Origin of the sequence: Planktothrix mougeotii LEGE 06226 (assembly GCF_015207485.1) — a bacterium.
Classification (GTDB): Bacteria; Cyanobacteriota; Cyanobacteriia; order Cyanobacteriales; family Microcoleaceae; genus Planktothrix.
This window is the reverse complement of sequence record NZ_JADEWU010000060.1, coordinates 1-12,627: the sequence shown is the minus strand read 5'-3', so window position 1 is coordinate 12,627 and position 12,627 is coordinate 1. Positions and strand designations below refer to the sequence as shown.

General features: G+C 40.3%; 10 protein-coding genes. 2 read left to right on the top strand and 8 right to left on the bottom strand.

The features are described 5' to 3' along the window. Positions 1-90: 90 nt before the first annotated feature. The 5 genes from IQ236_RS20225 to IQ236_RS20205 form a co-directional block, all read right to left on the bottom strand. Positions 91-918 (bottom strand): PEP-CTERM sorting domain-containing protein, encoded by an 828-nt coding sequence (locus IQ236_RS20225; protein ID WP_193870958.1) that lies wholly within the window; start codon positions 916-918, stop codon positions 91-93. Between the two features lie 682 nt (positions 919-1,600). Further along, positions 1,601-2,248: a PEP-CTERM sorting domain-containing protein gene (locus tag IQ236_RS20220; RefSeq protein ID WP_193870957.1), complete on the bottom strand. Its 648-nt coding sequence runs from the start codon at positions 2,246-2,248 to the stop codon at positions 1,601-1,603. A gap of 440 nt (positions 2,249-2,688) precedes the next feature. Next, on the bottom strand, positions 2,689-3,885 hold the full coding sequence (locus tag IQ236_RS20215; protein WP_193870956.1) for a class I SAM-dependent methyltransferase: 1,197 nt from the start codon (positions 3,883-3,885) through the stop codon (positions 2,689-2,691). A 92-nt stretch (positions 3,886-3,977) separates the two neighbouring features. Further along, complete coding sequence (locus IQ236_RS20210; RefSeq protein ID WP_193870955.1) at positions 3,978-5,180, bottom strand: aspartate aminotransferase; 1,203 nt, start codon at positions 5,178-5,180, stop codon at positions 3,978-3,980. A 171-nt stretch (positions 5,181-5,351) separates the two neighbouring features. Beyond that, positions 5,352-6,497 carry an iron-containing alcohol dehydrogenase family protein gene (locus tag IQ236_RS20205; RefSeq protein ID WP_193870954.1) on the bottom strand — a complete coding sequence of 382 codons (1,146 nt, stop codon included), beginning with the start codon at positions 6,495-6,497 and terminating at the stop codon, positions 5,352-5,354. Between the two features lie 294 nt (positions 6,498-6,791). Here IQ236_RS20205 and IQ236_RS20200 point away from each other — a divergent pair, with 294 nt between their 5' ends. After that, positions 6,792-7,574 carry an MBL fold metallo-hydrolase gene (locus tag IQ236_RS20200; RefSeq protein WP_193870953.1) on the top strand — a complete coding sequence of 261 codons (783 nt, stop codon included), beginning with the start codon at positions 6,792-6,794 and terminating at the stop codon, positions 7,572-7,574. Positions 7,575-7,845: 271 nt separating this feature from the next. Here IQ236_RS20200 and IQ236_RS20195 read toward each other — a convergent pair whose 3' ends face one another. Then, positions 7,846-8,922, bottom strand: a complete 1,077-nt coding sequence (locus IQ236_RS20195; RefSeq protein ID WP_193870952.1) for a glucokinase — start codon at positions 8,920-8,922, stop codon at positions 7,846-7,848. Positions 8,923-9,074: 152 nt separating this feature from the next. Between IQ236_RS20195 and IQ236_RS20190 the strand changes: the two genes are divergently transcribed. After that, positions 9,075-10,328, top strand: a complete 1,254-nt coding sequence (locus tag IQ236_RS20190) for an FAD-dependent hydroxylase (protein WP_193870951.1) — start codon at positions 9,075-9,077, stop codon at positions 10,326-10,328. A gap of 6 nt (positions 10,329-10,334) precedes the next feature. Here the strand turns inward: IQ236_RS20190 and IQ236_RS20185 are convergent, their stop codons facing one another. Further along, positions 10,335-10,565, bottom strand: coding sequence for a bromodomain-containing protein (locus IQ236_RS20185; protein ID WP_193870950.1), 231 nt, complete (start codon positions 10,563-10,565; stop codon positions 10,335-10,337). A gap of 140 nt (positions 10,566-10,705) precedes the next feature. Further along, positions 10,706-12,627, bottom strand: a 1,922-nt coding sequence (locus tag IQ236_RS20180) for an Ig-like domain-containing protein (protein WP_193870949.1), incomplete at its 5' end; no start/stop codon positions are given.

The following is a 12,627-nucleotide window of genomic DNA, read 5'->3' as shown; positions in this document are numbered from 1 at the left end:
GGATGAGAGAAAGGCTTAGGATATTAACGTTGTCAGACAAGTATTAATTTAAGCCTTGAGATGTTTTGACACTAATTTCAGCATCATTTCTTAGTGAGATTTGCGACGACGAGAAGCCAGCATTCCACCGAAAGCTAAACCTAAACCAGCTAATGTGGCGGGTTCGGGAACTTTAACATTTTCGGGATTTCCACTGATAAATGTATCACTTGCGCCATTAGCAATGCCAATTCCTTGAACGTGCATTCCCACTGTTAATTGATTAGAAGTCAAAGCACTGATGACTGACTGAAAATTGCCATCGAAGAGTAAGCCTAACTTTTCACCCGCATCAATTCCACCATTTCCTGAACCTTGACTGGTTGTTGCAAAACCAAAGCTGTTTTCCCAATTCGCAATTTTTTTAGATTGAGCTAAATTTTTACTATCGGCTTCAAAACTCACGTTTGGGTCACTGTAGGCTGGTGCAAAACTATTGAAGTTTAACAAGTTACTCGCATCAGAGAATTGAATTTGGCTAATAAACGCACTTGATACTGAACCTGTATTGACAAACTGGAACAGAACTTGATTGGTATCGGTTTCGCTAACATTAAGATTGAATTGGCTGACAATGCCATCCCCAACTGTATCGCCACCTAAAATATTAGCGAAGTTAAAGGTTTGTGTAGAGCCTAATGTGAAACTAGATGCTGGGGGTGTAACAGTTCCACCACCAGTGTTTCCACCAGCGTTTGCGCTACTGTTTCCACCAGCGTTTGAACTACTGTTTCCACCAGCGTTTGAACTACTGTTTCCACCAGCGTTTGAACTACTGCTTCCACCAGGATTAGCTTGTGCAGGTGCAGCTATTAAGGAAACGGCGAATCCAGTAGCTAATAAAGCAGAACCGATAATTGTTGATAATGTGGTTTTCATCTCAGTCTCATCCTTGATATTTTGTACTCTAGTAGTCTGGGTAGAAACAAGGAGTTGGAACTGGGTCGTTCTTGATTTCTTTGTTCTACCTTGTTATCAATATGACAGAATCAGTTTGGGGTTGTCTATAGTTTTTTTGCCAATAGAGATTATTTTTACAGAAGTTTTACAGTCTGTCGATACAACGATAAAGATACGGTAAAATCCCCTGAGAAAACCCGGTTAAAGGATGTGTATGCTTTGTATCTAAATAGAATTTTCCTGAATCCGTAGAGACAAAATTTGTGAGTTTGATCACAAGATAGTCCATTAATTGATAGGTATACGGGTAATAATAAATACTTCTACATCCGTAATATCCCCTAAAAGACGCAGATGTTCGTGATCTTTTTTAACCCTCTGAGGTTTTTGGGTAATTCATACCTGAACAAACCGTGATTGACAGGATGATCACAGTTTCCAATGAGTACAAATAGATGTTTGAGTATAGAGTTCTACAACTGATTAGACTAGATAACTAGCATTGGATTTTCAGTTATCGCTTTTTCCAATAAAATAGCGGTGTGATGAGTACCGCTACTTTTATGAATTGGATGAGTAAAGGCTGAGGATCTCAATGGTATGAGACAAGTGTTAACATAAGCGTTGAAATGTTTTCATGAACTAATGTCAGCATCATTTCTTAGTGAGATTGACGACGACGAGAAGCCAGCATTCCACCGAAGGCTAACCCTAAACCAACTAATGTGGTAGGTTCAGGAACTTCAGCCGGAGGAGGAGTCACGGTGGTGACGTTAGCAACAAACAAGGAAGCGTGAGACAGAGCTTGAGCTTTACCTTGCTTGTTAGTAGAAACACCAATTGTGCTGAATACTCCATCTAGGCCTTTAGACCAATCATAATCTTTGAACAGATAAGCACTGTAGGTGGTGCTGCTTTTTAAGCTGACTACAAATGTGTTGAATGTTGGTGTTTTGGTGAAACCCCAGTCCCCTTTAGCCAAACCATAGTCTGCATTAAAACCAAACAGTCCTGTTTGACCTTCTTCCGACTTACCGCCGTCTGACCAACTCACTGTTTGATTACTCTTAAATTCTGTGGTAAATAAACCGCCGTTTAGTTCAGTCAGTAAAGGATTTCCTGCTCCGGTATCGTTTCCTGTAAAAGAACCTTTACAAGCGGTAGAGTTTACTCCACCTAATGAGATGTTAGTTGTGCTACAGACATCTTTTCCTAGGGTCGCTGCTTGTGCAGGTGCTCCAACCAAAGAAACTGCAACTCCAGTCGCTAATATAGTAGAACCAATAATTTTAGATAATGTGGTTTTCATCTCAGCCTCATCCTTTGTATTTTAGTAGCCTCGGTAGAAGCAAGGGGTTTGAACAGGGGTGTTCTTAGTTTCCTTGTTCTACCTTGTTACCAATATGACAGAATTAGTTTAGGGTTGTCTATAGGTTTTTTGCCAATAGGGGTTATTTTTACAGAAGGTTTACAGTTTGTCAATGGAAATATAAAGCCACGATAAAATACCTTGGGAATACCTTCCTATATGATGTGTCGGCTTCATGTCTATATAAAATTTCCCTGAAGTTATTGAGACAAAAGTTGTGAGTTTGATCACAAGTTACTATCAGTATTGATCACTGTACGGGTAATAAATAATACTTTTAATTCAGTAATATCCGTAGAAAGGTGCAGATCAGCCTGATCTTTTTTTAACTGTCGGAAGTGTTTTAACATTCTATCCCTGAGCCATCCTAATTGAGAGGGTTAAAGGGGGATATTGAACCCTTTCAGGGGAATGGGTTGTTGAGACAGACTTAACCCTTTAGATTGTAGGAGAACCCCAAAGTTTCCCACCCCCATAGGATCGATGAGAGAATGTAAACAGTCTCGCCGTTGTAATACTTCCGAAATAGAATATTCTGAAGGTTGGGATAAAGTTGCAATGCGATCGCCTAAGCCTAACGCCATTAAAAATAAAGCTTGTTGGGTAAACCCCTGGGGATGAAGGTTATAGTGTTCCCCGTAACGTTCTAAGGCGGTGAAGTTGATATGGGCGGTTAAATCCTGTTTACCAATATTAATATAGGGATCATTATGATGGCGATGTTGATAATAACATTGTAATGTTCCTTCACAACGACTAGGAAGATAATATCGTTGGGCTTGATAACCATAATCAACGGTAAGAATAAAACCTTGATTCAGTTTAGATGATAAGGTTTTAATCCAGTCTAGGGCGACTAAATTAACTTCTGTTCGATAGCCTTCTGGGTAAATATTAGAACATAAATCAATATCAATTAATTTAAAATAGTCTATGATTTTTACGGTTGAAAGTTCACCAATAGTTTCTTTAAATTTAATATCTGTTGAGTCTTCGGAATCTACAGTAATATAAATTTCTTGAAGTTGATGATTTTGAACGATAACTTGATGGACGGGGAACGCATCAACTAATTCATTAGAGAAAAAACAGCCAATAATCGCTTCATTTTGAAGCGTCTCTAAATCACACCATTGAATTGATAAGTTAAGATTCAACTGATTTTTAAGTTGTTTTTGCTGTTGTTGTTTAAGAAAGGCAGATTTTTCACAAATAATATAGTTGATTTTGCTGTAAAATTCAGGATATTGTTTTTTTAAATATAATAAAATATCCCTGGCTAATAGTCCTTGACCTGCTCCCATTTCTACTAAGGTAAAAGGGTTAGGATAATCCAGAATTTCCCACATTTGAAAAAACTGTTCTGCTAACATTTCCCCAAAATCTGATCCGAAATAGGGAGAAGTAACAAAATCTCCGGCTGCACCAAATTGAGATTGATTAACGGTATAATAGCCATATTCTGGGTGATATAAAACCCAGTTCATATAATCAGCAAAGGTAATTCTATGATCAGGATTTTCTATAATTTTTTGGGCTATAAAATTACATAAATTCTGATTATTTTCATATTCCATAATTAATTTTTAATCATATTAAATGAATGATTTTCCGGTGTTGGGCTTGAGCGTTAGTTTCGTGGGTACTAAAGCCCAACAAGGGATAAAAATTAAACAGAAACGGGTTGGGGTTGATACCGAATATTGGCATCTTTTAAGCGTTTTAACGCTTCTCCTAAGCGATCGCAATCTGCAATTAAACTAATTCTGACATACCCTTCTCCCCCGATACCAAAGGCATTACCCGGAGTTAAAACAACACCCGTTTGTTGTAAAACTGTTAGGGCAAAATCCGTTGAATTCATCCCCTCTGGACAGGGAACCCATAAATACATAGTAGCTAAGGTTTTAGGAACAGTCCAGCCTAATTCAGCTAACCCTTTAATCAAAAAATCTCGTCGGGTACGATAACGTTCTTGAACTTCTTGCAAATAGGAATCCGGTAAACTTAAAGCCGTTTCTGCCGCTGCTTGTAACGCCGAAAATACCCCATAATCCAAATTCGTTTTTAAGGTTCTTAACCCTTGTAAAACCTTAGAATTTCCTACCGCAAATCCCACACGCCAACCCGCCATATTATAGGTTTTAGACATAGTATGGAATTCGACGCCAATTTCTTTTCCCCCAGGAATTTCTAATAAACTCGTAGGTTGATAACCATCAAAGGCTAATTCAGCATAACATAAATCATGAACCAGCAGAATTTGATGTTTATGGGCAAAGGCAACAATCTCTTCAAAAAATTCACGGGGGGCCGTTGCACCCGTGGGATTACTGGGATAATTAAAATAGAGAATTTTAGCTTGTTCTGCAATAGAATCAGGAATCGATCCTAAATCAATGACCCAATCATTTTCCGGTTTCAAAATCAGAGAATGAACCTTTCCTCCCGCGATGACTGGCCCGCGAAAATGAACCGGATAGGAAGGACTCGGAACTAATACTAAATCCCCCGGATTAATATAAGCTAAAGCTAAATGACCTAATCCTTCTTTTGACCCTAATAAAGGTAAAGCTTCGCCATTGGGGTCGAGGAAAACGCCATAACGACGGTGATACCAATTGGTAATAGCCCGTCTAAAATTAGCAGTGCCTTCAAAGGGTGGATAGCCATGATGGGCCGGATTTCTTAACGCCTCAACGGCGGCTTCAACCACAGGTTGAGGGGTGGCGCCATCGGGGTTTCCCATGCCTAAATCAATTAAATCTAAGCCTTGTTGACGGGCGTTGGCTTTCAATTCATCTAAACGGGCAAAAACATAAGGCGGTAGGGCTTGTATCCGGTCAGCAGGGCTAATCCAATCTAATGTCATTGGTCAATGATGTTGTATGAAAACGAATAGGTTCAGGAGCAAGGAAAACAAAGAATTCAGGATTTAGGGTTCTGAATAATTGCATCTTTCACCCTGATCGGTGATTCTTTATTTTCCCCTGATGCGGTCTTCTTTTTTATTTCCCTTCTTAATTCTTAATTCTGACACTCTTTAATTCTTCAGTTTGGTTTCAACAATAGGGGCCGTTGTTGATACCATTGCCGCCATTAACTGTTCGGGAACCACTTTAAACGGTAAACGATGAATGTCAGAACGCTCATTACAAGCAACTTCGGCGGCGTGTCGCAGTTCGGCTAAGGTGATTTCTCCCATTCCCAAATCATTTAAAGTTTGGGGTAAACCTAAATCCGTGTAAAACTTTAATAATTGTTGTCTGGCGCTGGCGGCGAGTTGATTGCCTTGTACCATCTCCTCTAAACGCAATTGTACTAAAATCCCATAAGCGACTTTTTCCCCGTGTAATGTGCCATGACTCGCCACAACATGGGTTAACCCATTATGAACCGCATGGGCCGCAACGGTGCGACATTGAGCGCCCCCAATACCGCCAATAACACCCGCCAGTAAGACCGTTGCATCCACGACTTCCTGCCACGTTTCCCCTCCGTTGTCTTGTAAGGCAATTAAGGATTTTTGTAATAAAATATCTCGCAGCACTCTGGCTTGTTGTACCGCAGCAATCATGAAGGTTTGATCGGAATGTCCACTGCTGACGGAGGCTTCATACCATTTAGCGATCGCATCTCCAATCCCTGCAATTAAAGTCCGTTGGGGAGCAGTTTGAATTAAGTTATAGTCCAAAATCAATAAATCGGGACAGCGATCTAAACTGACATCATATAAAAATGCCCCCTCCTCAGAATAAACGTTAGAAAGTGCTGTCCAAGCGGCGCAGGTCGCCCCAGAGGTGGGAATGGTAACGATGGGGAGATGGGTTTGATGGGCGATGAGTTTGGCTGCATCCAGGGCTTTTCCCCCACCCGTCCCGATAATAAAATCGGCTTTATGGCTGCTGACGGCTTGATGTAGGGTTGTTAAGCTGGTTTCACTACAGTCTGTACCGTAGGATGCTTGGGCGAATTGGAGTTGATAACGTTCTAAAATAGGTTGTAGACTTTGAACCGTAAGAGCAAGAGAGCGATCGCCCCCAATGATTAAGGGCCGTTGACCAAAACGTGCGATCGCTTCTCCTGACGCAACTAAGGCGTTATTACTGCGTAAAACTTGGGCTGGGGCAATCTTTAAACTCACAACTGAAGTGGGCGTTAGATTGGTAGTTGAAGAGGTTTGAGGCATAGCAGGTTAAGTCAATGGTGCTAAATTTTTTACTTTACAGCATTGATCTCTAATTTGGGTAAAGGTTCTCCATGATTTTTGATTCCGCAGAAATGGTTTCACCCCAGTCAGAAATGAATAGAAGCCTGGAAATTGTGAAAGAGGGCTGTGTTTATGGGTTTTAAACCGAAAAAATTCTAGGATTTATGACTAGGATTTTATAAGTTGATTAATCAATTTTATCCTTAATTCTATCTCCCCATCAAACTCAAATTACGCTATCATCAGAATAGTGATGTGATCGAATTAACCTCTATGTATTTCACTTGGCTGGATAGTAATTCTTGGTTACTGGAAATAAGCGGAAAAAATGTTCTGATAGATCCTTGGTTAGTGGGTGCATTAACCTTTGGGAATATGAATTGGTTATTTAAGGGGGAAAGACGGAGCCCAAGACCCATTCCTGAAAAGATTGACTTAATTTTATTATCTCAGGGATTAGAAGATCATGCCCATCCTGAAACCTTAAAGCAACTCAATAAAAATATCCCGGTTGTGGGTTCTCCAAATGCGGCAAAGGTAGCCCAAGAATTGGGATATACTCAAGTTCGAGCCTTGGAACATGGAAGCACCTATTGTTTAGAAAACCAGATTGAAATTAAAGCACTTCCGGGTTCACCCATTGGCCCCACAACCCTAGAAAATGCCTATCTTTTGAAAGACTTAACAACAGGAAATACGGTTTATTATGAACCCCATGGCTATCATGCTCCTGAATTAAAAGATATGGCGACTATTGATGTTGTCATTACTCCTTTAATTAATCTTAGTTTACCTTTGGTGGGGCCAATTATTCGCGGACAACAAACAGCCTTAGACTTAGCAAAATTAGTGAAACCTCAAGTGATGTTACCCACCGCCGATGCAGGGGATGTTGTGTATGAAGGGTTGTTAGTTTCCCTATTAAAAGCAAGTGGAAATCTTGAGGATTTTCGCTCTATGTTAGCTAGGGAAAATCTATCTACACGGGTACTTAATCCTAAACCCGGAGAACGATTTGAAGTTTCCTTAGAACAGCGTTCTGTGAGTGTGGTTTAATTGATGAATCAGGACTAAGCTGTGAGTAGTGGGATAGAAATAACCCCAGCTATAGCCAGTCTAAATCAGTTGTATAAATGACTGAAAATCCAATTCATCGTAGGGGCGAGGCGCGCCTCGCCCCTACACTGGGATTTGTGTCCATTTTTTAGGATTAATAATCAGCCCTGATTATGAGGGTACAATTCATTTAGACTGGCTATATGTAAAAAACTGTAAAGATTGCGAAATTTCTTACGGTTTTAATCAGAGAGATTAGGTCAAATTAACTTTAAAAAATCGCAGCACAAACTGCCGCCCCAATTAATCCAACCTGGGAATTTAATACGATATGAACGGGGACTTTTGCTAAAATTGGTTTCATTCTGCCTTTATTAGAAAAAGCATCCATAAATTCGGGAGTTTCTAATAACGGTAAAATTTTAGGGGCAATTCCTCCAGCAATATATAACCCGTTATAAGGTAATAGTTTTAAAGCTAAATTTCCAGCTTCTGCCCCATAGGCTTCAACAAACATTTGCATTGTTTTTTCAGACAGGGAATCCTGTTTTTCTAATGCAGCTTGAGAAATTGCAGCAGCCGGATCAACGGTAACGTCTGCTAACCCAATTTGATGTTCCCAATCTTTAACAATTTCGGCAATTTCAGTAGAGACGCGCCATGGCGCGTCTTTAGCTAGATTGCGATCGCGTAAAAATTGATAAATTGCCACAATTCCAGGCCCAGAAACCACCCGTTCTACAGACACCCGATCAATATTATGTTTCGCTAATAAATATTTCATTAACTGAAATTCTAATTCAGAACGAGGAGCAAAATCTGTATGACCGCCTTCACAGGGATAGACTTTAATTCCATTCGTTAACGGAATAACAAAACATTGTCCTAAGCCTGTTCCTGCGCCAATTACCCCCATAGGAGAACCCGCTTGAGGTTGCCCTTTTTGTAAGGTTAAAACATCGCTTTCGGGCAAACCTGTCACCCCATAGCCAATGGCTTCAAAATCATTAATTAAAGTCACATGAGCAATGGCTAATTCTTTGCTTAAATGTTGAGCATCTAAGCGCCAAGGTAAATTGGTTAATTTTGCTGTTTGATTAACCACTGGCCCTGCAATGGCAAAACAAGCCCTTTCCGGTTGAGGAATATCACCCAGTTGTTGACTCGCAGCTTGCAAAAACAATTCAACAATGGGGACTAAATCAGGATAATCCCCACTCAAATATCGAAATTCATAGAGAGTTTTTAATCGTTCTTGAATTGTCGTTGATTCGACTGTGGTGGTAGCATCTACTAAGCGTAAAATCGTTTTTGTTCCACCAATATCTCCGGCTAATAATAAGGTCATATTTACATTGACTCATCCTTTACCTCTTTTATTGTGGCTCATCTGTATACTGAAGTCATCACTCTATCAGTAGAAACAGGGTTTATGGAACTCAACCTGAAACCGTGTAACAATAGAGCTAGTCCAAATTCTAAGTACAATCACTCAATATCATGCTGGTGTCGTCGCATTTACAAACTCAAGCTTCCCGCGTGGATTCCTCCAAACCAGAAATCGATTATGATGTCGTTATTGTCGGGGGTGGAATTGTGGGGGCTACTTTAGCCTGTGGGTTGAAAGATTCGGGGTTAAAGGTAACCATTATTGAATCTCAACCGCCAGAAGCCGCCATTGGGAGACGACAAGCTTATGCGTTAACCCTACAAACGGGACGTATTCTCAAACAAATCGGGGTTTGGGATGAGATTTTAGCTAAAATTACGACGTTTTATCAGATTAGTTTAAGTGATTCCGATTATCCGAATGTTGTTAAATTCCTACCGCAAGATTTAGGAACCAATGAGTTAGGATATGTGGGCGAACATGGGGTGCTGTTGTCAGCGATGTATGATTTTTTAGAACACTGTCCGAATGTTGTTTGGCAATGTCCGGCTATTTTAAAAACGGTTAATTATTATTCTGATTTTGTCGAAATTGAAATTGAAAAAGAAGGGAATTCTCAACGGTTTTGCAGTCGAATTGTAGTCGCCGCCGATGGGGCAAAATCTCGATTACGGGAAGAGGCGGAAATTAAAACTCACGGTTGGAAATATTGGCAATCTTGTATAGCCATGACGATTAAAACTGAAAAATCTCATGAAAATGTAGCCTTTGAACGCTTCTGGCCCAGTGGCCCTATGGGGGTTTTACCGTTACCTGGAAATCGTTGTCAAGTGGTTTGGACAGCCCCCCATGCAGAAGCGCAGGCTTTAAAAGAATTAGATGAAAGTGAGTTTTTGAATTTATTAGAATATCGTACAGGAGGATTATTAGGAAAATTAGAATTATTAAGCGATCGCTATGTTTATCCAGTACAATTAATGCAGAGCGATCGCTATATTCAACATCGATTAGCATTAGTGGGAGATGCCGCCCATTGTTGTCATCCTGTGGGGGGACAAGGATTAAATATGGGAATTCGAGATGCAGGAGCTTTAGTAGAAGTCTTGAAAACTGCCTATCAGAATAATCAAGATATCGGACAAGAAAAAATCTTAAAACGCTATGAAAGCTGGAGACAAAAAGAGAATTTAATTGTTTTAGGATTAACGGATTTCTTAGACCGAAGTTTCTCAGGAGATTGGATACCGAAAGTTAAGATACGTCGCCTGGGATTAGGAATATTAAAAAAGGTGAAAGTTTTTCGTTATTTAGCCTTACGATTAATGACGGGTTTAATCGGTCGTGCTCCCAAAATAGCCCTTTAAATTCCGTTAAGGCTTTTGCATATCTGCACTTTGACCTGTAGAATCACCATGAGGTAAAGGGTATTTATCAGCATCTAATGTTCGCAGGGGTACATTCAAATATTGCCTTGCTTGCTCCTCTGCAATTTTCTGATCTTGAGTTGTTTCAAATTGGTCTTCATCAAGGAGATGAGCTTTGTGTGCCGCTTCATCCGGTGTTGGAGTTGCGCCATTTTTCCATTTATATTTAAACGTCATGACAAACCTTAATGATTATCAATTTTTAGGATAAAGTTTTTTAAGGTTTTCTGCCTTCTATCAGAGGTGATAAACTAATCCTTTTAAATTTGAGTTCGGCGTAACGCTCTGAGTGTAAACTTACGCCGAACTTAGGTTAATTAAACCAATATCTCAAACATATTGCTAGTCATCAACTCTGCTTGGATGTTATTCAGCATCACTAAAGGTTGATTATTAAAACTAATTAAAGCTGATGTTCCGTCTTGAGTTAGAGTCAGTTGATTAAACGTTAAACCCTGACTCAATAAAATCAAATCTTGTCCGAGTTGGAAATCAGTAATTTGATCTAATCCTGTATCCGCAGCAATCACAAAGCGATCGCTTCCACTGCCTCCTATTAAACTATCATTTCCCAAATCACTAAACAACCAATCATCATTTGCACCTCCTTTGAGGGTATCCGCTTCTTTACCGCCATAGAGGGTATCATTGCCTTCACCCCCGCACAGTATACCGATGCCTTCATTAGCAGAAAGAATATCATTCCCTGCACCGCCCTGTAATTGTTCTAATTCCGAGGTATCTCTGATGTTTCCAGTTTCACCTGTACCGCCATAGAGCGTATCATCCCCATCGCCACCGCAGATAATATCACTGCCTTGATCTCCATAGATCAAATCATCGCCATTCTCCCCGTAGAGAATATCGTTGTCTTCGCCGCCATAGAGGGTATCATTGCCGTCCCCACCGATTAAGGTATCGTTAAACAGATTGCCATAAATAACATCATCCCCTGAACCTCCCCACAATAAATCCTCTGAAGGATCGGCTATCATATCTTGGGGGAAGTAACCGCCAAATAGGGTGTCATTGCCTTCGTCACCATAAACGGTATCTCGACCTAATTCACCCCGTAGCAGGTCATTCTGTTGACCGCCAAAGACAAAATCATCTCCTTCCCCGGCATAAATGGTATCGTTACCAATACCGCCTTGAATTAAATCATTATTCTCATAACCATAGAGAACGTCTTCTTCCTCCCCTTCGGGTGGAACACTACCATCAGTTACACTGCCAATTAAAGTATCATTGCCTTGATCCCCATAGAGGGTATCATTGCCTTGATCCCCAAAAATCAGGTCATTATCCTTCCCACCATATCCAATATCATTACCATAATCTCCGATTAAAGTATCGTCGTTCTCATTTGCAGACAGAAAATCATCTCCGTTACCCCCATTCAACCAATCTTGTCCAGTAAGATCACGACCCGATATTGGGGGAATATCATCAATGCCTCCAAATAAACTATCATTTCCTTCTTGACCTTGAAGGGTATCATTATCAAAACTACCCCGAAGTTGATCATTTCCTTGTCCCCCTTCTATCCAAGCCGTTCCTTCTCCCCCATCAACGCTATCATCGCCATCGCTACTATAGATATTGTCATCTCCGGGTAAGGCATCAATAACATCATCTCCTCCAAATGAGAAAATATTATCGTTTTCAGGTGTTCCTAGTAAATTATCATTCTCATTTGTACCGTTAATAGTAGTTGTGGCAATATTGGGAGAACTCAACCCTAAAACCGGACGTTCTGGAAAAACAACACTGGGTAATTCAGGAAGGGGAGGACAAAGATTACACTCATCATCGGGTACAAAAACCGGAGGGGATAAAGGTGCTATTGTCGGGGGTTCATCAACAGTAATATTAACAGTTGCGGTGCTAATTCCACCATTACCATCATTAACAGTATAGTCAAAACTCGCAGGGCCAATATAACCCGGAGTGGGAGTAAATACAACTTCTCCAGTATCAGGATTAAGATTAACTGTACCGTTATTAGGATTATTAACGGATTCAATAATTAAATTATCACCTTCTGGGTCGGTATCGTTATTTAAAGGGTTTATGGTGACAGGAGTATCTTGTTGAGTTGTAGCAGTATCATCAACAAGGATAGGCGGTTGGTTGGGAATTTCATCAACAGTAATATTAACAGTTGCGGTACTTGTTCCCCCGTTTCCATCATTGACAGTATAGTCAAAACTCGCAGGGCCAATATAACCGGGTGTAG

Coding starts and splice junctions, on each gene's coding strand:
- IQ236_RS20225 (WP_193870958.1), bottom strand. CDS start 918: ATGAAAACCACATTATCAACAATTATCGGTTCTGCTTTATTAGCTACT.
- IQ236_RS20220 (WP_193870957.1), bottom strand. CDS start 2,248: ATGAAAACCACATTATCTAAAATTATTGGTTCTACTATATTAGCGACT.
- IQ236_RS20215 (WP_193870956.1), bottom strand. CDS start 3,885: ATGGAATATGAAAATAATCAGAATTTATGTAATTTTATAGCCCAAAAA.
- IQ236_RS20210 (WP_193870955.1), bottom strand. CDS start 5,180: ATGACATTAGATTGGATTAGCCCTGCTGACCGGATACAAGCCCTACCG.
- IQ236_RS20205 (WP_193870954.1), bottom strand. CDS start 6,497: ATGCCTCAAACCTCTTCAACTACCAATCTAACGCCCACTTCAGTTGTG.
- IQ236_RS20200 (WP_193870953.1), top strand. CDS start 6,792: ATGTATTTCACTTGGCTGGATAGTAATTCTTGGTTACTGGAAATAAGC.
- IQ236_RS20195 (WP_193870952.1), bottom strand. CDS start 8,922: ATGACCTTATTATTAGCCGGAGATATTGGTGGAACAAAAACGATTTTA.
- IQ236_RS20190 (WP_193870951.1), top strand. CDS start 9,075: ATGCTGGTGTCGTCGCATTTACAAACTCAAGCTTCCCGCGTGGATTCC.
- IQ236_RS20185 (WP_193870950.1), bottom strand. CDS start 10,565: ATGACGTTTAAATATAAATGGAAAAATGGCGCAACTCCAACACCGGAT.